The following is a 26464-nucleotide window of genomic DNA, read 5'->3' on the forward strand; positions in this document are numbered from 1 at the left end:
AAATACTGTTAGGTTTTTATAGTCAGTTCAGCGTCAATGCTGAACTGACTTGAAACCTATCGGAATATAATTTTTGTGAAGCATTTAGCCTACCTCAACAAGTTTCTGCTTAAATACAAATGGTATCTCATTTTAGGTACTGTTTTCACTATTATTTCAAACCTTTTTGGTGTTATTCCGGCACAGGTGGTTCGTCATGCGCTAGATTTGGTGAAAGAAACCATCGATGTATATTTCCTTTTTGCCAATACTGAGATTCAGAAAAGCATGTATGATGTCTTTACGACAAGCATCAGTATTTATGGCTTATTGATTCTGGTGATGGCGATTTTAAAAGGTATTTTCCTCTTTGCGGTTCGTCAGACCTTAATTGTGATGTCTCGTCATATAGAATATGACCTCAAAAATGAGATTTATGCGCATTATCAAAGCCTCCCACTGAGTTTTTATAGAAAGAATAATACCGGAGATTTGATGGCGCGTATTTCGGAAGATGTGAGCAAGGTAAGAATATATATCGGCCCATCAATTATGTATCTGATGAATATGGCTACCCTGGTTATTCTTGTGCTCAGCTATATGTTTTCGGTTAATTCCCGATTAACCTGGTGGGTTTTATTACCTATGCCTTTACTATCAGCCAGTATCTTTTTTGTAAGTACGTCTGTCAACAAACGTTCAGAAGAAATTCAAAGGAGCCTCTCTCAACTATCTACTTTCGTGCAGGAAGCCTTTTCAGGAATCAGAGTATTGAAAGCATTTGCCCGTGAAGATGATTCCGTAAAACGTTTCAGAAAAGAGAGCAATGTGTATAAAGCGAAATCATTATCACTTACCCGTTTTGATGCCCTTTTTACTCCTACTATTGCCTTATTGATTGGTTTAAGTACAGTTCTATGTGTATATATTGGTGGACAGGAAATTATTGCAGGCAGACTAACGCCCGGTAATATTACCGAGTTTATCATGTATGTATTCATGCTTACATGGCCTTTAACTGCCCTGGGTTGGACATCCAGCCAGATTCAAAGGGCGGCCGCATCACAACAGCGTATCAATGAATTTTTGAACATCAAAACTGATATTGTTTCCGAAAAGAATCTGACTAAAGAAATTCAGGGAGGTATCACATTCAAGAATGTGCATTTCACCTACACTGATTCAGGCATTCATGCCCTGAAAGATTTCAATCTGGATATTAAAGCAGGTGAATCTGTGGCTATTTTGGGTACAACGGGTTCAGGCAAAAGCACCATAGCCAACCTGATTGTACGCATGTATGATGTAAGTGAAGGAGAAATTCTGATAGATGGCATATCTATTAAAGATTATAATATTCAGCATGTGCGTAGCCAGATGGGCTATGTGCCGCAAGAAGTGTTCTTGTTCTCAGATACGATTCTGAATAATGCTAAATTCGGTTCTCCTTCTATTACAGACGAGCAAATAATCAAAGCTGTAAAAGATGCCGATTTGTATAAGAATATTATGGATTTCCCGGATAAGTTTGAGACCAGATTAGGTGAACGTGGGATTACCTTATCAGGTGGACAAAAACAACGCTTATCTATTGCCCGTGCTATTGCCCGTGAACCAAAAATTCTGGTTTTAGACGATTGCCTTTCAGCAGTTGATACCAATACCGAGAATATCATTCTGAATAATCTGGAAAGAATTATGCAGAACCGCACCTCAGTTATTATTTCTCACCGGGTATCTTCAGCCAAATTAGCCGATAAAATCCTGATGTTGGATGAGGGCAGAGTTATTGAGCAAGGTACACATGAAGAGCTCTTGAAGAAAGACGGTGCATATAAGGAATTGTATGAGAAGCAGTTACAGGGGGAGGAAGTAGGGTAAAAAAACCTTTTCTATGTATGAGAAAAGGATTTCAATACTCTAATTCAGAAAAACTTTTATAAATTCTTAAATTCGATGCCTTAAAATTCATTTAAGGCATTTTTTATTAATCCTTCCTTTATAAAATCACTATTTGATTTTCTTAATTTTAAATATAATTCAAAACTTCTTGATTTATAAGTGTACCATCCTTTTCATATTTATTAGCATAGTATTTCAAAATTTATCAAATCATAGACGGTCGTTCAAGAGGTTTAATTACCTTAAGCTTCAAAATATGTATTATTAAAGAAAGCTTTTTTGACAATTTAAAAGCACGGAAAATAATTTATACAATCATTGAAGTGTGCCAGACACTACTAAACTTTCCTATATTTCAAAGTTAGCTGGCATTCTAGAGAGACACCAGTACCTCAAAAAAAACATACCAAAATAAAACTCCCCTTCCTAATCAAACTTAAACGCTCAAATACAAGTCGTAATTCATCAGTGACATATCGTTAAATATTCGTAGTATCAAAAAATATTTTTTGACTATAAACATATATTTATTGTTTATCAATAAAATTTTATTACTTTTGGCATATCAATTTTAATTTCAACAAATATGTCAAAAACAAACAATTTCGTATTCTGGGGCTTATATATTGTGGCTTGGGCCATTTTTGTAGGTTTGTCTATTGAAGCAGGAGGCTTAATAGTAAATTTCTTTTTCAGTCTTTATAAGCCTGAATTTATCCAGAATCTTTATCAAAAGTTGGACTTAACTAGAATGTATGAAGACAGTAGATTAGCTTTTTTCGGCATCTATAGCTTTATTCTAATCATTTCAATTTTAAAAGCTTGCCTGTTTTACATACTTATCAGACTCATGCACACAATGGATTTATCAAAACCTTTTAATTCTTTTGTTGAGAGACAAATTTCACAAATCAGTTATTACACCCTTTCAATCGGACTCTTAAGTTATATTGCTAGACAGTTAGTTAAAAATTTAATGCATTACGGTTTTGCCACCGATAACTTAAACCAATTCTGGGGTGACAGTGATGCCTTTATTTTAATGGGAGCTGTCATTTATATTATCGCTATTATTTTCAAAAAGGGAGTAGACATTCAAAACGAAAATGATTTAACTTTATAAGCTATGGCAATCATTGTAAATTTAGACGTAATGATGGCAAAGCGGAAGATATCATTGAATGAACTTTCTGAAAAAGTTGGACTTACTTTATCGAACCTTTCTATTTTAAAGACAGGAAAAGCAAAGGCAATTAGATTCAGCACATTGGAGACCATTTGTAATGTATTGGATTGCCAGCCAGGCGACATTTTAGAATATGTTAATGACGCAACGACCCGCTAACATTGGTATTATTACAAGTGTCGCTGGTCGTTGAAACTTCGGCTATTTGTATCCTCGTACTTTGGTTCGGGCTGGACGAAATCCTGTTGGGGTTTAATTCTGGGTGGACAAAACCAGCATTTACCTACTGCTCGTGAATCGAAAATTCTGATTTTAGACCATTGTCTTTCAGCGTTTGATACCAATACTGAAAATATCATTCTGAATAACCTGGAAAGAATTATGCAGAATCGTATTTCGGTTAGATCTCTCACCGGGTATCTTCAGCCAAACTTGCCGATAAAATCCTGATGCAGGATGAAGGGGGAGTGATTGAACAAGGTACCCATGAGGAATTTTTGAAGAAAGACGGTGCGTATAAAGAGCTGTATAAGAAGCAATTGCAGGGTGAGGAAGTGTAGTAAAATCTAAATTATTTAATAAAGTATCATCTAAACAAAGATAAACTACATTCTGAAAGTAATTATTTGGTTACAAACAAATTGTAGATTTATCTATATATAGTCATTTTTTGCTCTTTATTTTTATTTTAATCAGCTGATAATAGATTAGTTTAACATAAAAACTGCCGAATAATAAATATTCTACTCATTACTATTGATTTATCCTCCTACTAGTTATATTTCCCCATTAAAAAAACTTAATAAAAAATGGGTAGGGAAATATCACTTTTTACAGACTATCACCAAAAAGAAAACTCTTTAACAAACTATTGTGGGCTCTTAATGAAAATGCTTTATGAAGATAGTCCACGAAGATTTGAGGAACTTTTAGCTACACTTTTAAAAACAGATATAAATATAATAATAGGACCGACTTTTACTCAACAAACAAAAATTGAGAAAAGCATTCCTGATTTAGCCATAACTCAAAAGTCATTTTCTATATTTTTTGAAACAAAAACTACGGATTGGTTTTATGAAGATCAAATAGATAGGCATATCTCTGGATTTAATCAAAGTGCCGATAATAAAATACTTTTTTTACTCTCCAATTTTGAAAATGATAATCTTGATGAACAGTTTAATAAGGAGATTAAAAAGGGTAAAGAAAACCATATTATCATTCAACCTTTGACTTTTGAAGACTTTGTTGGTTCATTAGAACAGGTTTGTAATACTGAATATTTAAAAAATCTTTTAGAAGAATTTAAAATTTATCTAGATAGAAACGGGCACCTTCCTAAATGGAAATATCTTCTTGATGTAGTCAGCTGTTCCGGTACACTTCAAGAAATAGAACAGAACGTATATATGTGTCCTGACACAGGTGGAGCCTATAGTCATCGACGCGCAAAATATTTTGGTGCATATTCATCAAAAAAAGTAGCAACTATTTTTGAAATTAGTGCAATCGTAGTAATTGAAAAGAATTTGAGCGAGGCAAAAATAAAATGGAAAAATGTAAACGTAAAAAATGAAATTTTAATTGAACTTGCTAAACAAAAATTACATACTTGGCAATGGCGTATTGAGGAAAATAAATCAATTTCACTGCAAGTATTTTTGCTAGATAACAGAGCTGAAACGAATTTTATTAAAGAAACAAGTGGTGGAATGTTGCAATCCAAAAAGTACTTCTGGGATATTGCCGCCGATTGCAAAAACTCTCAGGAATTAGCTGAGAAATTAAGAAATAAAAATTGGGGGGATTTCGAATAAAGCTGCTATTACAAAAGAGTCAGAATCATAAAACTCAAGGTATAGAACTTTATTTAAGAATCATATCTTGAGTTTTATTTAACTTCCTGATAAATACAGTCATAAAAAGATGTCTCAACTATAATTGAATTTTTAGCTGTCTTAAACTTTATATTTTCTGTTTTAATGAATCTTTCATATACTCACCCTATATACTTCAAAAATTCCGCCTTAATAGCTTCCTGCTGGAATTTGCCACTGTAGAAACTGGTAATTGTTGTAGAAGTATCGTCCTGTACCCCACGAGAGGCTACACATAAGTGTTTAGCATCCATTACTACAGCCACGTCTTCAATATCCAAAACCTTTTGTAATTCTTTGGCAATCTGCATCGTCAGGCGCTCTTGTACCTGTGGTCTTTTGGCAAAATATTGCACAATTCTATTCAACTTCGACAAGCCAATAACCTTACCATTAGCAATATAGGCCATATGGGCTTTGCCGAAAATCGGCACAAAGTGATGCTCACAATTAGAATAGAATGAAATGTCTTTTTCTACTAACATCTCATTGTACTGATACTTATTATCGAAAAGAGTTACTTTCGGCTTATTCTCCGGATTAAGGCCACTGAATATCTCTTTCACATACATTTTGGCTACACGCTTAGGCGTGCCTTTCAGCGAATCGTCGGTTAAATCTAATCCCAAAGTATCCATTATCTGACGGAAATAGTATTCAATCTGAGCTATTTTCTCATCGTCGTTCATCTCAAAAGCATCGGCACGCATAGGGGTGTCTACAGAAGTATTCACATGGTCTTCGCCTATCTCCTCGTCTGTAAGGGTAATTTTAGTATCGTCTTCAAATAACAGGGTATTCAACAAAGTTTCGTTCGGTTTCATATAATCTGATTCTAAGGTCTAAATGGTTCGGCAGCTTTGCCCTCAATTGATCATAAATTACAACTGCGATATTCTCAGCCGATGGATTAATATCTTTGAATTCTTCGGTATCAAGGTTTAGGTTTTTATGGTCAAACTTGTCCAGAATTTCTACTTTTATTAAATCACTTAACAGCTTCATATCCATAACATAGCCGGACTCCGGGTCGATTTCACCAATGACCTGAACTACAAGCTCATAGTTATGCCCATGGAAATTGTAATTGTTACATTTCCCATACACGCGTTCATTTTTCTCTTCCTACCAGTTCGGATTATTGAGACGATGAGCAGCATTGAAATGTTCTTTTCTGAACACCGCAACTCGTTTAGAACTCATTATTTTTTCTTGATTTAAACGCTTTGAGTACTTATTACAAATACCAAAATCTGAGAAATTTCAGAGATTTAGTCTCAAAGTTTAAAAGTCGTCTGAAAGGTTGTCAGCAACACTTTTAAACTAAATCAGCGAGATTTTTCTTTTAAATAAAATGCTTTTCTGTTTAATACTAACATAACAAAATTGAACAAAAAAAGTTGCAAATTGATTTTAGCAAATAACTAACTCTTTGATAACCAATATCTTAATCCATATTAAAATTACGTATATGATAGTAAATGAATTTATTAGGTATAAAAAAACTCACTCCCCTGAATAATCAAGAAAGTGAGCCTGGTTTTAAACAAAGGGATTCTATCGTGTACTAAAAATCTTTTTTACTCCTTGGGTCATTTTTTAAAATTAAGCTTTAATATATTCTTTGCTACTTCTTTGCCATTCTTTTGTCCGTTCTCATTCGCCATCCGGTATTGAACACCTGCAAACAACTGTGCAACAGTGGCTTCATTGGTATACTCTTCGAACGATTTGAATGTACGGTTGGGTAGTTTCCCTGTATAAGTATTGTCAGTAAAAGTGTAATTATCTCCGAAAATAGAGGTTAGTATCTCAGCACTCGCCCCGGAAACCGTGGCATTATCAGAGGTGTAAGCCGGAACGGGCTGTGTGGTTATAAATGGCGACCAGCCTGGCGCAATAGCTTGTCTGATATACGTAACAGGTGCCATCAGATTATAGTTATATTTCGATTTCCAGCAAGCTACATAGGCATCATTTATGGCTAACCCTAATTTGATATAGACCTCGGCAGCTTTATCGAGTTTAACTTTTTCTTTTTTCAAAACAATATTAGCAATGCTGAAACTATGTCCGGCTGGTGTAATGGTGGCATCAGACCAGAATCCGGCTAATACTTTTTGGTCGGCTGTTAGTGCTTTACCTATAGTATATACCTCTTTAGCTGCATTATACATTGTAGAGTTTTCTTTGAACGAAAATGCTATTGGTGCTTCAGGTGCTACATTATTATTGAGCGACGAAAAATTACGGTTCTTGCCCCAGAAAGGCAGTAATGGTATCTTCTGATTACTTACAGGTTCCCACGAGCCAATAGCTACAGGCACTTTATAAGTAGTCGGGAAGTTGTTATTCCAACTCTCATTTCCTCCATCGGTTTTTGAATAATCCCAGATAGCTTTGGCAATATCCGCACCGAAATTAATCGAGCGTTCTATTAATTGCTGATTGGTGATACCCGTTTTTAATGCCGCTTCCGTAACCCGACGTAAGGAGTCTATCGAAGCTTTATTATCGTCGTTAGTTGTGGCATATAATTCCTTTATCAAAGTTGAGATGGCAGCATTAGCCGCTATGCCCCAGTTATATTCTTTGGTTGAATCCGGTACAGGTAAATTTTTTAATCCTGTGATTTTTCCCGATAACGATTGATAACCTGTTAAACCATATACAACACTTTCGTAAAAGGCAAGGCTGGTATATGCCAGACTACGTGCCGCTACAGGTGAAGCATATCCTGGAGTGGATTTTATCAGGCGCAATTGAAGGGTTGACCAGTTAATGGCAAGGCTTGCATCATATTGGTTTGTTTTCTTTGATTCAACAGCAGGAGCAATTACTTCTTTGCCAGGTTTATCTTTGCAAGAAGTGAGGTATATAGAAAGTATGCATGTAATGGCGTATAAAGTTACCTTTACGCGTTTTAATGAGAACGTTGCGTACAGATTCCTCATAAAGTTTTCTTTTTTTCCTGACCTAAATCTATTCAGAATAAAATCAAAAACCTTGCCAAAAGACTGGACAAGGTTTTTGTATTCAAATTTATTAAAAGAAAATTTTAGAATTTCTTAAAAGAACATTTACCTATCGGTCTTTAATGGGAACTTTCCTGTTTTATGTTCATGTGCCATTTCTACATAATGCTCTGCACTCATAGCCAGTTTTTCAGCTATTTCCGGTGACAAGGTTTTTATCACTTTAGCGGGTGTACCTACAGCCATCGAATAATCAGGAATTTCCATACCCTCGGTTACCAGGGCATTTGCCCCTATGATACAGTACTTTCCAATTCTGGCCCTATTCAATATGGTGGCACGCATACCTATCAATGAGAAATCTCCAACGGTAGCACCGTGCACAATAGCACCGTGCCCTACGGTTACATTTTCACCGATAATGGTAGGTTCGCCAAAGTCTGCATGCAGAATGGCACCATCCTGAATATTGGTACGGTTGCCTATCACAATTTTTTCTACATCAGCCCGAATGACGGCCGAGTACCATACTGAAACATCTTCGCCAAGTGTTACCTCACCCATCACACTTGCATTTGGTGCAATAAAATATCCCATCCTTTATTTTTTGAATATGCTACGAATAAACACAAATGCTATGAATTTTCATGAATCAATCTTTAAGAAATTGTTTGAATTAATCTTATTTTGTTCAAAATGATTCTTTTTCACAAATACTGCGTTGCTAAAATCCTCATTTAGATGTGCTAAACTGCGGTTTTAGCGCCTTGCCTTTGTAAAAAATAATGCATTTTGATTCTAAAAATTTAATTCAAACAGTTTCTAAAAAAATTCATAGCATTTGTAAATCATCCTGATTTCTAATATACCTTATGGCCAGATTTCAGTTGGCGAATGGAATTGCTTCCATGCGCGCAGGTATTCCTGATAGGATTGTATTTTAGGTAGAGCTTTCCCTTTCAGTTCACCATCTACACATTCGCCTTGCCAGTTCCATAAGCTATTGGTTTCTCTGTCTCTGAAACCAGCAGGGTCTTGCACAAAATTTAATATTTTGCCATCTACAGTTCTGGCAAAAACATGATAAGAGTGACCATCTGGCTCCACTACAATCGCAATTGGTGTATTCCCTACTTTATCATTAAGCGTAGTTAATTTTACTACGTTAGGCCATACATAGGCTTTATTCTTATTATCAATACTTACCCCGACTACCCAACTTTTATCCCATACTTTACCAGGATTTGCCAGAGAATCTTCATCTTTACGCTGACGACGGTCATAAGTTTTCAATTCATCATATTCTTTAGCAAAGGTATTATCTGCCTGAAATACCAGACCCTCAGGATATTTTGCGAAGAACGATTGTAAGGTCATTTGTTCTGAAGGTATGATATCTAATTTTTTCCCTGCCTGCTCTCCTACTGCAGCATCCCCTGTAGCCTGATACCACCAGGTTTTAGTATCTGAGTCTTCTATTACGGCATTATAATGTCTTGCACCAACCAAACGGAAGATTTGCTTTTTACCATCTACTATCGGGCTAAATACCAAACCGGTGCGACACATGGTACAGTAAGTAACCAAAACTGGTTTATCCCCTACATTATCCTGTATTTTATGATGGTACCCAACAAATTTTATCGGATACGCTTTAGCTACTCCCCCATTTACAACGGTCATTACTACCAGACTATCAGGCACTTTATTATCCTTCCGGGTAGCAAACTGAATCTTTCCTGGCTCTTTAAACATTACCTCTGCTCTGTATGAAACATCGGTAAAATAATAAAGCCCTCCGGCTACTAATACAATGACTCCTACTAAAACCTTCTGTTTAATACTGCCCTGGGTGATATACGACCATGCCGGATAAGCCAATAGCAATAAGCCTATAATTCTTGAAGCCAGAATTATTTTCTCAAGGTAATAGGTTAGCTTGATGGCTTCTAAATCCTGACTTCCCGGAAAGGGCATCAATAAATAAGCTTGTAAGAAGGCAGGTACGATAAGGCATATGGCACCTATCCAGAACAAACGTTTTTTTAGTGTAGGGGTCATTGTAATTAGGTTGTTTTAGGTAAAAGCCGCCTCTGCAGGACGACCAAATAGTTTACTTATATTTTTAACCCAAGCGTCAGATTTACACTTCTGCCATCCGACGACCATATACCCGGACCAGGGTAAAAAGTAGGTCTTTTAGTAAAGTATTGTTCATCTGTCAGGTTGTTGATATTCAGTTTTAACATCATGCTTCTTGTTACACGATACGTAGCATTAATATCCAGCAAACCATATGATGGTACTAGTCCCACTGTTCCGGTAGCATTTGGTTTAACTGTATTCAAGGCATCAGCATAGCTTTTAGCTGTGTAGCTGTAAAGCGCTGTCACGCTAAGTTTCGTATAACGGAATGTGAGTCCGTTGCGGCTTATCCACTCAGGCACACTTTCTACTTTGTTGCCTTTTACACTTATATTCTTGTCTCCTACCCTTACGGCTGCCTCCTGATAACGAGCATCCATATAAGCCGTAGAAGTAAAAACAGATAGCGTTGATTTTTGTGACAATCTGGTATCGTACTCAATATATGTCTCTAAACCATTCGTCTGCGAATCGCCTATATTAGTCCGCAGGTAATAGAAATCGCCATTTGTCTCAGTACCATAAGTAATACCCATACGGTTATTATACTGCAACTGAAAAGCACTGATATCCCACTTCCAATGTTCGGCATTGCCTCTGTACCCAATTTCAGCATTATAACCATAACCATCTTTCAGGTTTTTATCTATCTTCTCATAAGAAGCCGCCGGAACAATATCCTTTAACACCACCGGACGGTAAGCCTGTGCAAATCCAGCATACAAACTCTGAGATTGATTAACCTGATAATTGGCATTCAGACCCAACAATGGAAAATGATGCGAAATTTTGGTTGGCAATTGACCTGCATCATAATAAGCAATCTTTCCACTCAGATTCGATTCGCCCACTTCTACCCTGATACCCGGTGTAACGGAAAATTTAGAGGTAATCGCAAAACGGTTTTCCGCGAAGAAGGCAACATTCTGTGTTTTCAGATGCATATCTCTCATCCAATCACCTGTCTTCGTTAAATCATAATCAGAACCAGTTGTGCCTTTACCTAATTGTTGACGATTCAGATCATTATTAATCAACTGTACGCCTGTTACTAAAATAGACGATATTTTTCCCAGGTTATAACCGTGCAATAAGCGGGCTTCTACTGAATAACTATGAAAATGATCCATATCCACCTGACGATTCACATATTGTAAAGTCTTCGGATCAATGGCATCTACAACATTAGCCGTTTTATCCAGCATCACACTATTTCTATCTCCCAACACCGCTGATGCTACAACAGAAACACGGGTACGCGGGTTAAACTGAAAATCTGCCGAAATAGATGGCACATATATAGTCGGGTTAAAATAGTTGCGTGAACGGGTTGACATTCGGGGATTCGCGTAAAACATACTATCTGTCAATGGTCCCGGAATATGATAGACATATTTTGAATGTTTCAAATCGGCCTTCAAAGTAACTTTTGAAGAGGCCTGATAAGTAATACCAAAGGCTTCTCCACTATAATCACTTTGTGAATTATCACGGTATCCATCAGAATGCCGTCTTGAATAATACCCGTAGTATTGCAATTTACCTATTTTTCCACTGATACCATTATAAGTACTAACCAGACCAAAAGAGCCTAAAGAGTTAATCGTTTCAAAATTAAAAACCCTTGTCGTATCCGGACGTTTAGCAATATAGTTCAGCATACCTCCAAACTGCGCGCCATATTGTAATGAACCCGTACCACGAACCAATTGAATCGTCTCAATGGCTTCCATGGGTAAACTGAAATGGCTTGCCGGATAAGCATATATATCTGAATTAGTCATGATACCATCGGCACGGATATTATATTCCCAGCCACGATGCGGGTCAAGTCCACGGGTGGATATATTGGTCTGGTTTCCTGTTCCATCCATATCATATACAAATACCCCCGGAATTTTAGCAAAAATCTGGCGTGGGGTTTTCTCGGCAATATTGGCATCCGCCCCCAAAACATTAATCACTTCACTTTTCTTGCCACCAAACAGATAAGTACCCTGTGTCAATGGCAAACGCTCAATCGTATTTTTATAGCGCTGTTCTAAAATGTTTACTTCTTCTAATTCTTTAACTTTTACCGAATCTGTTTGCTGTGCATATATATTTGTAAAGCATACCATAAGTATGCATAATAATCGAATTGATTTCATAAAAAATTCCTTTGGAAGCAAAACAGGATAAACAGCCTTCAGGGCTGCCTATAGATTGCTTCAATTAACACTAATTTTATTAAAAGAAAATAGGTATAATACCCTCACCGGGAGAGCATTATACCAGGTAATCGTTATATAAAATTAGGTTAACTCCGGCGGAGGTGAATGTAACAGGTGTATCACCTGCTCATTGGACTGCTGTGGTTCTATATAAAAAGAGGAATAATACGATTCAACAATCGGCTCACTTAAACTCAATTGCATGGCATCAGCCACATAAATTTTCTGCAAATCACCAAATAGCTTTACCAGTTTTCCTAATGGACTTTGTGGAGTATCTGCACTGGTATCATTCATACCCAGAATCAGGGAGGTGAATTCCGTAAAACGTTCCTGTGCATTCTGGTTTGATTTTAAAATGACATATAAGGTATCATTCTCCTGATACTCGTGCATGATATTATAAAAATCATCTCCACTGCGTATCAATCCTTCTGCATTGCCCTTATTATAATGTGCATTTTTTGCAGTAGTAGGTATTTTTATAATTTTCCATTTATCATCTATAATCACATTCGAACTCGCACTGTAATTATCCTCAAAAAATAGCATAGTTATTGTCAGCCCAAACATATTGTAGAGCAGAAGCAATAACAGACCGATTGACGCTATTTTTTTCAAGGTAAATACTAAATATCTATAAATTCAATAAAAATCTTTCTTTTTTAATAAAACTCTGCACATCTATAAGATATGCAGAGTCCGTAAATTTTTTAACTAAAAACAAAACAGACTAATTTCTTTGTGAATATTTGTTTCGATCATTTCAATAATCATTTGTTTTAGAAACTCTGCACACCAACCGGTGCGCAGAGTATAATTGTCAACCTATGATTAAATCAAAACTAAGATTCAATATCTTTACTTGCCGATGCTTTTCATCGCATCGAAATTGGCATAACCATCTTCTTTAATACGAATACCTCTGGCCGCGTAAGCTTGTGGGTCGGTAGGTGCCCAGGTACCTAAACCATCTACATAACGATTAAACATGCAAAAGGCTGCAGCAATCAACACCGCATCATGAATTTCTTTATCTGTTGCCCCCGCATTTCTTGCGGCTTCTACCTGTGCTGTTGTTACGTTCTTCCCGCCTTTCTGCACACTGGCTGCAATAGCCAATAAAGCCTTTAGCTTATCTGATATTGGCGCTTCTTCATAATTTTTCTTGATTTGTGCAATCAAAGTACCATCATCTTCCAGATAACATTGGGCAGCTGACCCATGTACACTCTGGCAAAACAGGCAATCATTCAAATAAGAAACATAAGTGGCAATGGTTTCGCGTTCACCAGGTGAAAGGTTATTGTTTGGGTCTCTCAGGAGAATTTCTGCCAAAGCATTCAACGGACGAGCCGTATCCGGACGAAACGCCATTAATCCTCTGATACCCGGTAATAGTTCTTCTTCTGGTAATTTAATGTAAGCCATTATCTTGTTCCTTTAAAGTCTTAATTTCATTTTACTTTTTGGGTGCATAGCCCAAGCCTTCTGCAATCATTTTCCCTCTCTGCCGGAAGATTTCCGGGTCTTCAATAGGGACTATTCCCATTCCATCTAAATACCGGTTGAAAAAACAGAAAGTCGCTGCTATAATCACCGTATCGTGTATTTCTATATCGGTTGCACCTAGTTCTTTCGCTCTATTTATCTGGATTTCCTTCACATGCTTGCCTCCCTTTTGCACACTAGCCGCAATAGAAAGCAAAGCCTTTAGTTTATCAGAAATCGGGGCATTTTCATAATCTTCTTTGATTTGCTCAATCAACGCTTCGTTATCATCTAAATAACAAGCCGCTACTGCTCCATGAACTCCTTCACATAACTGACAATCGTTTAGCTTCGATACCAACGTGCCTATAATCTCACGCTCAGCTTTAGTTAATCCTTCTTCAATACACAAAATCCCCTCCGTAAATGCCCCTAAATGCGGAGCGAGATGTGGGCGAAAAGCCATCAGACCTCGCATTCCTACTGCATTTTCGGGTAATTTAATATAAGACATACGCTTGTTAATTATGAGTTAATTAAGTTTGCTTCATTATCCTTGCTGAAATAAGCCATACCCAAAGCCACAAAAAACATAACTGAAAATGCCAGCAACGCATTACCAAATCCACCAAAAAAAGTAACAAGAGCACCCACAAAGAATACTGCAGTGGCAGTAAAGAATCGGCCCACATTAAAGCAAAAACCTGTTGCGGTAGCTCTGATAATAGTAGGAAATAATTCTGGTATATAGCTCGACAAAGAACCCTGACTAATACCAAAACATAATGTTAGTAACGCAGTTTCGGCGTAAATAACCGGGCTGAAGGTTTTGTTTGTCAAAAATAAAACACAACAAGCGCATATTACACCAATAAACGTCAACATAAGTGTTTTTCGGTTACCAATGGCACGAATCAGAAAACCTGATAAAATTCCTCCGACAATACCACCAATTCCTAACAGCATCATCGTATTACCTCTCTCACTTTGTCCACTTTCTCCGGCAGGTAATAAGGTTTGTATCCAGGTTGGTAGCCACGAGAATATGCCCCACAAACCAATCAGCACAGCACCGAATATTACAGAGCCTTTGATCAGATTAGGGCGATAAGCTTCATTGAATAAACCATCTGATGATGATTTGTCAACATTCTTTAAATTCTTCCATTTAGGAGATTCCGGCAACAATAAACCTATCAGTAGTGCTACAGCAATTGGTATTAAACCTATCCAGAAAGCACTACGCCATTCTGCAAAAAGTTTACTCAATCCACCCGATGCGACAATCCCCACCGGAAAAGCTACGGCTAAAATCCCTACTATAATTGGTCTTGTCTTCTCAACCCATATTTCAGAAATATACACCGTTGATACCAACAAAACTCCGCCAACACCCATGCCTGAGAAAAAGCGATAAGCCATCAGCATATACCAGTTGGGCACAAATACAGTTAGCAAAGTAGCTACTCCATATAAACCTGTCACTAGTACTAATACCTTTTTACGACCTATCTTATCGCTCACTACTCCAAACAAAATACCACCTATCATCCAGCCATATAATGATACAGCACTGATATAAGCTCCTACTTCACCTAAACGAGCCTCTGAAACTTTCTCATTCAACAATTCAGGTATGGCCACAGGTAAATAAACTGACATTAAAGTGGAAACTGTCCCGCCAAAAGCATAGCTGATAAGGCAAAGTATAAATGCCAACACTCTGACATTGGGAGAAAGTACTTCTTGTTTTAATTCGCTTTCCGCTGTTAAGGTCATTGTTTAGGTTAATTAAAGGTGTATCAGGTATTTGAAACCGATGTCCGGTGCTTGGCTTGACTATAGTATTTAGAGCGATAATATTCAAAAAGAATCATAGGTAGTACATAATCCCCCATGCGCTCAATTGTTTCAAAAATATCTTTGGCTGTTCCTACAATCGGGAAAAGCAATTCGAATGCGAGTTTATATAAGCATATGAATATCAATAATCCCGGAATCCGTGGTTTAAGTAATACCAGAAAGGCTAGTACAATCTCGAATAGGCCGAATACCTGTAAGTTTAAGCCTGTCATTGGCAAGCCAACTCCGGTCATATTCTTAATTAAAGTCGGGTGATTCATAAATACTGCTAACCCGCCATGCCCTGCCAATAAGCTGAATAAGCTTAGGCGTGATACCCATTCAATAGTATAGGCTTGTTGTAATGAAATAGATGTTAGTGGTTTTAGTTTTGAAAACCACTTTTCTCCTGTCGCAGGAAATCCGTAAACCAGAAAGAAAAGAATCGGTACTCCAAAATTGCCTGCACGCTCAAAGAACTCTGACATCCCCATACTTGCTGATGGGCGTAATAAAGCTGTAAATACTGTCCAGAAAGAAGCCCAAAGTAAAAGTGCTCTATTCGGATAAAGAAATACAATCAGCCCAATCAGAATATCCATTGCACCAACCAGAGGCATGAAATTATAGGCTATAGGTTCGCTGATAAAAAAAACTTTAAAAAACGGTAACCAGCCTTTCTTCGTCACCACACCCCAGAAACCATGTCCTACGAAACAACCTAAAACACCAAAACGTAGCCAGAAGAAAAGTTTCTCTTCAAAAGTATGCTTTGGAGAAAAAGGATTGATTAATAGTGAATGAATTGTACTCATATGCTTTAAATGACCGTGTTAAACTCCTGCAAATCAAATTAATTTGCCTGTAGGGGTAACACAAATCGGTATTGGTTTATTGTTCCTATCAAAGTTAAGGCTTTTCAGGTTAATTTCTTCTAATGCATCGTTCCCTTCTGTTATTTTCAGGAACTGATTAGGCTTTATATTTCTGAAAATCTGTTTCTTATTAGTACCCGGCCAGATAATCATAATTTCATCAATCAGAGTAGCCTGGCCTATACCTATTTCTCTTCTTAAAGAAGAAGAGCCAAAACTCCCGCCTGAATTTACATCCTGGTAAACCGAGCGGGTCTTACCATTTTCTTTAAATGTTACTTTTACTCTGGTTCCGATAGCAGCTCTATTACTGGTTGTGCCCTCTAATTTTAACTTAATCCAACGATTATCATTTTGTCCCGGATTCAGATAAAATGAGTTGTTATAGGCATCTCCTGTATAAGCCCCTCCTACCTCTATAAAAATATCCTGGTCACCATCATTATCAATATCTGAAATCCCAACGGCATGCCCTTTTTGTAGATTACCTACTCGTCCCGAAATAGTTACATCAGCAAACCTTTTGCCGTCAATATTCTTATACAGCTTGTTCGGCACAAGCGATTGATATTCAGGGTTACCTGTACCCAGATACATATCCGGATAGCCATCGTTATCGATATCGCCAAAATTTGAACCCATCGCAAATATGCTATGATTCACCCCTGCTTCGACCGACACGTCTTCAAATGTACCATCATGTTTATTTCTGAATAGATACATTTTACTGGCTAAATTCGGAATACCCAATAAGTCTGAAGTATAAGAGCCACTTAAGGATCCATCAAACTGATAACCGCAAATAAAAATATCCTGCCAGCCATCGTTATCATAATCCCAGAACCATGTCGGGAATGTGAACCTAAATACTTCTCCTAATCCTGCTTTATGGGTTACGTCTTCAAATGCCAGCTTACCATTCTTCTGAATACCTTTATTTTTCAAAAGCACTTTGGTTTCCTGCAAGGTAGAGAGAAATATATCCTGCCAGCCATCGTTATCATAATCAGCTACTGTAACACCTTTTATAAAGGTATTTACATTACAACCTACCTCTGCCGCTATCTCAGTAAAAGTACCGTTTTTATTATTGATATATAGCTCGCAGCCATGCATTTCGCCTAAACTCTTAGTCTCATTACCAATAAATAAGTCTAACCAACCATCATTATTGAAATCTCTCCAAGCGCCTGCTTGTGTCGGGTGGAACGAAAGTAGACCCGCATCAATTGTTACATCAGTGAACGTCCCGTTACCATTATTTCTTAATAATGAGTTAGGCTGTTGTCCAAATGGGTCAGGCATCCAAGCCCCTCTTAATACAAAAATATCAATCAAGCCATCGTTATTATAATCGGCTTGCATCATATTCAAGCCACCTTTAAATCTTGACAGCCCTGATTTTTCTGATACATCTGTAAAAGTATTATTGGCATTATTTTTAAAATAGTACATAGCTCCATCCAAACCCCAGTCTGAGGTTACGATGTCCAGATATCCATCGTTATTGAAATCCTCCACTATCACACCACCCGCTTTATTCTTCTTATTCAAGCCCAGATCCGGTGCTACATCAATAAAAGGCTTAACACTTACGCCTGACATATCTTTATCCAGATTCGGAATCAGGAATTCTGCGGGGACTTTATCCGGATATTCCCCGATGGTCATATATGCCATATTCAATAAATATCTGGCCTCATAATCATTGGGAATTCTTGCCAGAATTCCACTATATACCTCAATAGCTCTGCGCGAACCTGCCTTTAACCTATGCACGCCACTATTCACAATCGGAATAAGACATGATTCAGTTGTATGGTTATTGACACAGTTCTGGCGCTCGGCTAAACGTAAATTAGCAATGCCCAGACTATTCATAACCTTATCAACATTACCCTGATATTGGGTCAATGACATTGGTAAAAGTTTTTCTAAAAGAGCCACAGCTTTTGCTTCTTCACCCACTTTCAGATAAGAATTAGCCTTATAAAATTCTGAAATAAAGTTTTTATAAGAGTTATTTTTAGTCACAGCAACCATTGAATCGAAAAACGCTAACTCGGCTTCAGGATAAAATGGATTCTCTTTTTTGAAATTGTCTTTGTGGATTTGTCCCAATATTTTAACCATTTCATCACTATTATCACTACTGCACGAAAACATTATCGGACAACTGAACAGTACAAACCAATACTTTAATTTCTGAGATAATAATTCAAAAACTTTCATTGTTGAGGATTTTATATGTATAAAGTATGGGATACACCTACGCTTACAAGTGTATCCCTGAATGGATTTACCGCAATAATTCATCAAAATTCAGACTTACATAGTATAAGCCACCTACAGCCGGAGAGCCATAAGCCTGTACAATGTATTGATTAGTCAGATTTGATGCACCTAGCTTAATAATAGATTTGATGCCCGGAACTTTGTAGCTCACTTGTGCATCTAATAAACTATAAGCATTGATTCTGCCCGGGAAATTAGAAGTAAATGTACCATACCAGTCGAAAGCACTTTGCCAGTGCCATGTTACGTTAAAGCCAACCTTATCTGTCAGTTTCGGATTGCCGAACGACACGTTGGTTTTCCATTTTGGTGTGTTAAATGCCGGGATATTACTTGGGTCAGCATTTAATAAATTGAAGCTGGTCCATGTAATATTGGTATTCAGACGATAGCTCTTAGGTAACAAATAAGACAAACCTGCACTTACGCCTTGAATCGAAACCTTGTCAGCAGCATTGGTATACAACTGGAATGCCTGAGTTTTACCACCCAGAATATCAGCTGCTGCAGCCGGGTTAACAGAACCATCCGGTAAAAGAACCGGGCTATCAGGACGAATAACCACTGTATTGATAATAAAATCCTTGTACTGGCTGTAGTAATAATTGATGTCGAACAATACTTTCTGGCTGAAAACGCCTTTGTAGCCAATCTCAAAACTTTGTACTTTTTCAGGTTGGATATAAGGCACATTAGATTTCACCAGTTTGTCTTTGTGATTAGCCACAACTGTCGGGAACGGAACACCTTGCGCCAATTGTGCACCGGCAGCACCACCGAATGCACCTACCGAAGCTACAGTAAATGAATTTTCGTAAGCACCCATGCCCACTGAGTTTACAGGCGCACCACCCAGAATGATGATTGGTCCAACATTCAGTTTAATGTATTGGTCACCGATTACAGGGTTACGGAAACCTGTCTGGTAAGAAGCTCTGATATGATGATTGTCGTTAGGAGAGAAAACCGCTGATGCTCTTGGTGTAAAACGACCATCAAAGTTTTCGTTTTTATCGTAACGGCCTGATAAAGTAATTTTCAGCTTATTATTGATCAAAGATTTTGAAGCCTGAAGAAATGCTCCATACTCATCATTTGTCAGATTTTTGCCTTTATCATCAAAAAGCGTTCCTTGGGTATCTAAATAATATCTTCTGTAGTTAGCACCAATCTGTAAATTCAACACATTATTCAGGTGTTTGCTGAAATCATACATTCCTTCAATATGCTTCAAACCACAACGGCTAAAAATACCTGCACCACTCAACCCTTGTGTTTTAATCAATTGTTCACTGGCCGCTTCAAATGCCGCTGTACCCGGTAGTATTCTACCCTGATCGGCAAAGGCTCGTGCCGCCGTATGGTTTTGACCACCTACCCCATTAATAGTACCATTAAAGGCCGCAGCATAACGTTGGAACCAGGTAGCATCAGCTTGCCCCGGAGCAACAGTATTACCATCTAAGCCTTTTACCCACATACGGTTAATTAACTGGCCTAATGAACGGCTATTGTAAGAATCCTGTGAATCTTCCTGATTCGAATAGGCTCTCAGGTAAAAATTGCTTCCTTTTAATTCCAGACGATGTTGCATCATATGGAAATTATTGATTACAAAACGGCTACTACCTGTATATTGCGCAATCCCTTCGCTATAGTTAGCCTGATAGTTTGCTTCTAAGTTATCTGTAATGCGGTAATGCAACGAACCGTTTAATTTAAGACTATACACACCGTATTGAGCCAGGTCTTTTTCTTCATAACCTGTTCTTGATACGCGACCAATACCTGCAATGGTTTGGGCTACTTCATCACCATAAATATTCAATGCGTTTTTACCAGGATTATTCGGGCCACGACTACCTACTGCAGTATTCGGGTCGATGTCGGTATAGTCATTGGCATACCAGTCTGTTCCTTTCAGATAAGCTACATTTGCTTTAAAAGCGAAGCGGTTATTAAAAGCCTTAGCATAACGTAGCGCTAAATCATACACTGGTTTCGCACCAAGACCTGTACCATCATTGATGTGGTTTACACCAAATTTAGCTTGCGCACTCAACCCCTGGTAATCAAATGGATTTTTCGTGCGAATCTGCAACATACCATTGAATGCAATCGGGCCATATAGAGCAGATGCCGCTCCCGGAATCAACTCTACGCTTTCAACATCAATATCATGTGGGCCAAACAAGTTTCCCATTGTAAAACCTAAACCTGCTGACTGGTTGTCAACCCCATCAACTAATTGCAGGAAACGGCTGTTTCCTGTGGTATTAAATCCACGGGTGTTAACCTGTTTGTAGGTAAGGCTGCTGGTTACCATATCCAATCCTTTCATATTTACTAAAGCATCATAGAAGTTAGCAGAACCACTTTGCTGGATAGTCCTTGCATCCATTTTCTCGATACTCACAGGCGAGCGTAAAATATTCTCTTCAATTCTTGAAGCAGAAACTACCACCTGGTTTAAGTCCTCTGCCCCTGCTTTTAAAGAGACATTTAACAAAGAGGTTTCGGTGTTCACTACCACTTCCTGACGCTCATATCCAACCATTGAGACTATTAAAGTAGTCGGAAGTACAGTGCTCAACTCAAAGTTACCCTCAGCATTAGTAATCGTTCCTGCCACTTTTCCTTTAATGGCAACAGAAACACCCACTAACGGTTTTTGTGTTTCGGCATCGGAGATTTTGCCCTTAATCACAGTTTTTTGAGCAAAAACTCCTGCCGAAATAAATAGTAGTAAAATTATATATGTAAAGATTTTTTTCATCAGAACTATTTAGGTTAAACTAGGATGGGAATGATTTTAATTTTCATCTTAACTTTTCTTCAGGTGGTCGTAGCCTTGAGGTAAACGTGTATACCCGTGGTTTACAATTCTTTCACCTAAGTACTCATAAAATGAGGGTTCGCTTGGCGTGACGCTCGCCAGGCCATCAACATAGCGGTTATATAAGCAGAAAAGCGCCGCAATAAGCACAGTATCATGAATTTCCATGTCTGTTGCTCCTTGCGCTTTAGCCTGAGCTATTGCTTCCGGTGTAACACTTTTACCGCTTTTTTGTACCATTTTAGCAATTGTCAGTAAAGCTTTCATTTTATCACTGACAGGGGCATTTTCTAAATCATGCTTTACCATTTCGCAGGTTTCTGATTCACCTAACAGTAAGTCAGCCGCAGCCGTATGTGCCGAGGTACAAAATCTGCACTCATTGTTATGTGACACGATTGTGGCAATCAACTCTCTTTCACCTTGTGTCAGAGAGCTTTCACCTCTTAAAAGAATCTGTGTTAATTCACGGATAGGCGCTGCAGTATCCTGACTGAACTCTAATAAACCCGTAATACCGGGTAAATGGCCAGGAAGTGATATATGAGGCATAATTTTTAGACAATGGAAATCCTGTATTGGCTATTTTAGGCCAATGGTAGTGATGATAAAATAATCAGGGATAACTAATTGAGCTTAGCGAGGACGATTATAACCTAAAAAGGCCATTTTCTCACCCATTTCACGATAGGCCTCATTTTCTTTAGGAGCCCACGTGCCTAAGCCATCAACATAGCGATTAAACATACAGAATGCTGCCGCAATCAATACCGAATCATGAATTTCTTCATCGGTAGCACCTTCATTCCGAGCTGCCTCTACATCTGCTTCCAACACATGTTTGCCACCTTTTTGTACTTTTGCGGCAATGTTAAGCAAAGCTCTTAGTTTAGGTGAAATGTCGGTCTGGACAAAATTCTTTTTGATGTCGTCTATTATAGATAAATCACAAGCTAAATGTGCTGCTGCCGCTGCTCCGTGCGAAGTATGGCAGAAATGGCAATCATTCAGATGCGAAACGTAAGAAGCAATCAATTCCCGCTCACCACTTGTCAGCGTAGACGGGCCACGCAACAAGGTTTCCGCTAAATTCAATAACGGTGCGGCTGTATGAGGATTATTGGTGAGAAGTCCCGAGATACCCGGTAAGTCCTCATTCAACAATTTGATATGAGCCATTATCAGAAACGGTAGGCATACGTAGCTGAAATCAGATAGTCAGCAAATGCCGCATCACCGTGTTTCTTGCCTGTAGGGTCTTGCATATCACTCCACGATTTGATACGGTTACGCACTAGTGCATAAGGTACAGCAAATACAAAAGAATGATGATGTGTATTTAGCAATAAGCTTGGCTCTATAGAAACGATATAACCCGGACGACGGTTACCTTCGCTGCTTCCGATTCTGTCAATAGCAGGTAAACCTTCTACTCTACCGCCTAAGGCAAACGAGATTCCTTTTTTAGGTACAATGGCATAGCTTACACCCGCACGGCCTGCAAATTGATCAGGAACTGAGAAATTTGTAGCAGGGTTAACAGTCTTAGGGCTGAACATATAAAATCCATTGAAATAAACAGAAGCATTTTTGAATATAGACTGATAGCCTTGTAGTTCAACGCTATATCCCCAACCGCTGTCACCTAATTGCATTGATTGGTCAAGCGCTTTACGTTGAATATATTCTTTTTTGTTCTTGTCTAATTTATGAAAATCTCCTTGCACATTAGCATCACCGGTTGGTGCTTTTATACCTACACCAATAGCAACATTACCTTTCAAATGCGTGGCTGGATTTAACAACCAGTAAGTAGTTGACAAACGCATATCACCTACTCCTTTTGAATAAGTAAAAAAACGTTTCTGCTCAGGATTAACCTCAACTGAATTACCATAATGCTCATATAAAGAAGAACGGGCATTATCAATAAAAGGGATATTTAAAGCAAAACTCAGGCGAGGATTTACTGCATAGCTTAAACCAAAATCAAAAGCATGCGATTTATTGATTACCTCTGTTCCGTTTGCCATACGTTCTTTTTGCTCTTCAGTACCCACAAAGTGGCGGAATGAGTGTAAGTAACGATACGATGTTGTAAACTGAAACTGTCCGCCTTTCATCTGAGAAACGGTGCTGTTTGGATTACCAGTGGCAGAGGCCATGTGGCGAACAGCGATACAACCTTGAGAATTTGCGTTTAGTGATCCCAATAGCAGAGCTAATGAGAAAAAATAATATATTTTTTTCATTGAGAATACGTTTGAAAGAAAATGTAAAAATAGGTTTTGAATTAAACCCAGGTCTTATAGACCTGAGCCATCTGCCTTACCACGAGCAATTGCTGCCTGACCGATTTTTTTACCATGCTCTAAGCCTGCTGTACAGTCAAAACGGAAGTGAATTAACCCATAAACCCTTGAGTTAGAGGCTTCCTGAGCCAAAGCAGTCATTTTTTCTGCTTCTGCAGGGAAAATAGAACCCAATACATGCGCAGCTGCACCTGAAAAGGTCGAGTGACCCGAGGTATAAGACTGGAAATTAGGCAAGCCTACCGAAGTCTTTAAACCAAACTGTTGCGGACGAGGATAATAATAATAATTTTTAGTATCCCAACAAGCAATAGCAGCATCCATTTGCGAAGTTCCAAGCAATGCCTGTACACGTGCTGTAGCTAATTCGCTTAATTTATTCTGAAAGCATAAATTAGCTGCTGTTCTGTGCCAATGTCCCGGAGGAGTATAACTTCCGGCACCATCAGACCAATAATTAGCAATACGAGCTTGTTCACGTGTCTGGCCTTTATCTATTTTTTTCAATTCATCGAGAGCCGTTTTAAATCCATCACTATCTAATCCCGGAGGAGGGCCCGGGCGCATAGCAATCATAGTCGCTTTGTCGAAGTTCCAGGGCATTACCGTACCATAGTTTGGTAACATTGGCGGGCGGGCAGGCATTTCCTGACTTAGCCACTCAGATTTCAAACCCTGAGCTTTGGCATTAGCAATGGCTGCTGCATTTACAGTCTGGTTGTTAGCACCAGACATACCATCAGTTCTTGCTCTGCCCATTACTTTAGCTGCCACTGCTTTTCCTAAAGCATCACCTGCCGAAATATCAGAATCTACATTCATTCCACCCCAGATACGGGCGTTTTTTGCTTCTGCCAATTTAGCATCCAATAACGGTACTTCACCCGGAAACATAGCTGCTAAGATTGTATAAGAAGCAGCTGCCACAACAGCATCTTCTGATGGATAAGAAGGTAAATCAGAAACAGGCAATAAAGTAGAAACCGTTGCATCGTTTTTAGACGGGGCCTTACGATTATACTTATATTTATAATTCCAGGCAGCTACTAAGGCATCATATTGCGCTACACTTAGATATGCTATAGCACGAGATACATAAGGAGGATTGGCAAAAGGGAATTTCGGGTCAGCTAACGGATTAGCAGCATCAGGAACTGGATATTTACCTTCTGCATTAGAAGCAGGAGGAAGATTGTAACGTGCTGCTAACTCACGAGCGATTTCGTTCCAACGATACACCGCACCGGCACCCCAGTAAGCTACTGCTTTCTTGTTTTCAGGGGTAATAGTCGATATCGTAGTTTTCAATTTTGCAAGTTCTGCCTGATATTCTGTAGAACCGGCTGCTTTAGGCTCTGCTACAGCAACTTCGTCTGAACTGGCTAAAATATAAGTTTTCCAGGTGCCGCCTTTTTCATCTAATTTGGCAGGAATATAAGCCTCTCTTAATGGCTCTTCCAGGTCCTTGTTACAAGATGAAACAACTAAGCTAAAAGCAGCAAGAAGAATAAGTGATAAATGTTTTTTTTTCATATTACGGCCCCTTGTTCGATGAGTGAACTGCCTGGGGAAGCATATTTTCTGTGATTAATCTTTTCTACAATTTTAATTTTTGGCAGCCTCGGCCGACTTCGTCTTGAAGTTTATCTGGTATAGGAAACCTGCCGATAAAGTAGTTGACATACCCATATTCTCGCCGTCAATTACTTTTCTGGCCATTATAGTAAATCCAATATTTTTAGGTTGGAACTTACCATAAAAACCTACTCCGGTCGATTTCATATTGTTTGTTGGGAAAGGCATATCATTGCGACGGATGTAGTCGCCACCAACGCATGTATTTTTATCGATGAAAAGCTCTGCCTGAATACCTTTTTTATAATAACCAGCACGTGCAGCCACATCAGTTGCATTGGGTATTCTTACTTCGTTGGTATTATAAACACGGTCGTCGGCTTGATAAGCGTCTCTGTCAACTTTGATATTACTACGGAAAAAATAGCTTCCATGAGCAGTAATATAAAAGCCTGAGCTATGTTTGTAGTGTGCTATTAAACGTGTAGTCAATGTTTTAGACCCGATTCCGATTGACATCGGTAAAAAGTCCTTCACATAGTTAGTTAAAGGTACTGAACCTCCTATTACACCATGAAGTGATAAGCCGCTTTCAGATTGTACCATATTATACTTTACAAATAACGATAAATCCTGGATTCCTTTCTGGCCCATCAGATTTCCTGCACTTGTCTTAGTCCAAACATAAGGTACGCCGGCAAGTAAGTTTAATCTTTTGGTGATGCCATAGGCAATCATTGGCATAACACTCTGGGTAGTATGAGTACCGATATTGAAATTTTCACGTTTCAGGTTATTTTCCCAATATTCCTTCCACTGGCTGTTCGAATACGTTGCTGCTATACAAATTGAATTTTTATTCATATAGATCGCATCATGAGGCATTTGGGCATTCGCATTAATACACACACCGCCTACCAACACAAGTATTAACTTGTAGAGTAATTTCATCTTAAAA

General features: G+C 38.3%; 21 protein-coding genes and 2 pseudogenes. 5 read left to right on the forward strand and 18 right to left on the reverse strand.

Annotated elements, in window-relative coordinates; all coding sequences use genetic code 11:
- The first annotated feature begins 75 nt into the window (after positions 1–75).
- From D0T08_RS17160 to D0T08_RS17180, 5 genes and pseudogenes are all read left to right on the forward strand, one after another.
- A complete protein-coding gene (locus tag D0T08_RS17160) occupies positions 76–1860 on the forward strand; it encodes an ABC transporter ATP-binding protein (protein WP_116983903.1) in 1785 nt (594 codons plus the stop codon).
- Between the two features lie 607 nt (positions 1861–2467).
- Positions 2468–3004 (forward strand): DUF2975 domain-containing protein, encoded by a 537-nt coding sequence (locus D0T08_RS17165; RefSeq protein ID WP_116983904.1) that lies wholly within the window; start codon positions 2468–2470, stop codon positions 3002–3004.
- Positions 3005–3007: 3 nt separating this feature from the next.
- On the forward strand, positions 3008–3226 hold the full coding sequence (locus D0T08_RS17170; protein ID WP_116983905.1) for a helix-turn-helix transcriptional regulator: 219 nt from the start codon (positions 3008–3010) through the stop codon (positions 3224–3226).
- Positions 3227–3328: 102 nt separating this feature from the next.
- Positions 3329–3627 (forward strand): annotated as a pseudogene (locus D0T08_RS17175) (ABC transporter); the annotation flags it as partial.
- Between the two features lie 249 nt (positions 3628–3876).
- Positions 3877–4887, forward strand: coding sequence for a hypothetical protein (locus D0T08_RS17180; protein WP_147322790.1), 1011 nt, complete (start codon positions 3877–3879; stop codon positions 4885–4887).
- Positions 4888–5069: 182 nt separating this feature from the next.
- Here the strand turns inward: D0T08_RS17180 and folE are convergent, their stop codons facing one another.
- From folE to D0T08_RS17270, 18 genes and pseudogenes are all read right to left on the reverse strand, one after another.
- Complete coding sequence (folE, locus tag D0T08_RS17185; RefSeq protein WP_116983907.1) at positions 5070–5771, reverse strand: GTP cyclohydrolase I FolE; 702 nt, start codon at positions 5769–5771, stop codon at positions 5070–5072.
- A pseudogene (locus tag D0T08_RS17190) lies at positions 5731–6150 on the reverse strand (6-pyruvoyl trahydropterin synthase family protein). The gene folE and the pseudogene D0T08_RS17190 overlap by 41 nt, the downstream one beginning before the upstream one ends.
- Before the next feature lie 389 nt (positions 6151–6539).
- Positions 6540–7901: a vanadium-dependent haloperoxidase gene (locus D0T08_RS17195; RefSeq protein ID WP_116983908.1), complete on the reverse strand. Its 1362-nt coding sequence runs from the start codon at positions 7899–7901 to the stop codon at positions 6540–6542.
- A 126-nt stretch (positions 7902–8027) separates the two neighbouring features.
- Complete coding sequence (locus D0T08_RS17200; protein ID WP_116983909.1) at positions 8028–8519, reverse strand: gamma carbonic anhydrase family protein; 492 nt, start codon at positions 8517–8519, stop codon at positions 8028–8030.
- A gap of 273 nt (positions 8520–8792) precedes the next feature.
- Positions 8793–9983, reverse strand: coding sequence for a DUF3179 domain-containing (seleno)protein (locus tag D0T08_RS17205; protein ID WP_116983910.1), 1191 nt, complete (start codon positions 9981–9983; stop codon positions 8793–8795).
- 56 nt (positions 9984–10039) lie between these two features.
- Positions 10040–12187: a TonB-dependent receptor domain-containing protein gene (locus D0T08_RS17210; protein ID WP_229238981.1), complete on the reverse strand. Its 2148-nt coding sequence runs from the start codon at positions 12185–12187 to the stop codon at positions 10040–10042.
- A 174-nt stretch (positions 12188–12361) separates the two neighbouring features.
- Positions 12362–12832, reverse strand: coding sequence for a hypothetical protein (locus tag D0T08_RS17215; protein WP_147322791.1), 471 nt, complete (start codon positions 12830–12832; stop codon positions 12362–12364).
- 309 nt (positions 12833–13141) lie between these two features.
- A complete protein-coding gene (locus D0T08_RS17220) occupies positions 13142–13711 on the reverse strand; it encodes a carboxymuconolactone decarboxylase family protein (protein WP_116983913.1) in 570 nt (189 codons plus the stop codon).
- Between the two features lie 31 nt (positions 13712–13742).
- Complete coding sequence (locus D0T08_RS17225; protein ID WP_116983914.1) at positions 13743–14285, reverse strand: carboxymuconolactone decarboxylase family protein; 543 nt, start codon at positions 14283–14285, stop codon at positions 13743–13745.
- A gap of 11 nt (positions 14286–14296) precedes the next feature.
- Positions 14297–15550 (reverse strand): MFS transporter, encoded by a 1254-nt coding sequence (locus D0T08_RS17230; RefSeq protein ID WP_116983915.1) that lies wholly within the window; start codon positions 15548–15550, stop codon positions 14297–14299.
- Positions 15551–15573: 23 nt separating this feature from the next.
- Positions 15574–16428 carry a hypothetical protein gene (locus D0T08_RS17235; protein ID WP_116983916.1) on the reverse strand — a complete coding sequence of 285 codons (855 nt, stop codon included), beginning with the start codon at positions 16426–16428 and terminating at the stop codon, positions 15574–15576.
- Between the two features lie 33 nt (positions 16429–16461).
- Entirely contained in the window at positions 16462–18720 is a 2259-nt protein-coding gene (locus tag D0T08_RS17240; protein WP_158561284.1) for a CRTAC1 family protein, read from the reverse strand.
- Between the two features lie 67 nt (positions 18721–18787).
- Positions 18788–21559, reverse strand: a complete 2772-nt coding sequence (locus D0T08_RS17245) for a TonB-dependent receptor (RefSeq protein ID WP_116983918.1) — start codon at positions 21557–21559, stop codon at positions 18788–18790.
- Between the two features lie 48 nt (positions 21560–21607).
- Complete coding sequence (locus tag D0T08_RS17250; RefSeq protein ID WP_116983919.1) at positions 21608–22171, reverse strand: carboxymuconolactone decarboxylase family protein; 564 nt, start codon at positions 22169–22171, stop codon at positions 21608–21610.
- Positions 22172–22255: 84 nt separating this feature from the next.
- Positions 22256–22798, reverse strand: coding sequence for a carboxymuconolactone decarboxylase family protein (locus D0T08_RS17255; protein WP_116983920.1), 543 nt, complete (start codon positions 22796–22798; stop codon positions 22256–22258).
- A 2-nt stretch (positions 22799–22800) separates the two neighbouring features.
- Positions 22801–23871 carry a hypothetical protein gene (locus tag D0T08_RS17260; RefSeq protein ID WP_116983921.1) on the reverse strand — a complete coding sequence of 357 codons (1071 nt, stop codon included), beginning with the start codon at positions 23869–23871 and terminating at the stop codon, positions 22801–22803.
- Positions 23872–23925: 54 nt separating this feature from the next.
- Positions 23926–25464 (reverse strand): phosphatase PAP2 family protein, encoded by a 1539-nt coding sequence (locus D0T08_RS17265; RefSeq protein WP_116983922.1) that lies wholly within the window; start codon positions 25462–25464, stop codon positions 23926–23928.
- Positions 25465–25536: 72 nt separating this feature from the next.
- The gene (locus D0T08_RS17270; RefSeq protein ID WP_116983923.1) at positions 25537–26457 is read right to left on the reverse strand and encodes a hypothetical protein; all 921 of its coding nucleotides are present in this window, start codon (positions 26455–26457) and stop codon (positions 25537–25539) included.
- Between the last annotated feature and the right edge of the window lie 7 nt (positions 26458–26464).

The organism is Emticicia sp. C21 (assembly GCF_003418935.1).
GTDB lineage: Bacteria > Bacteroidota > Bacteroidia > Cytophagales > Spirosomataceae > Emticicia.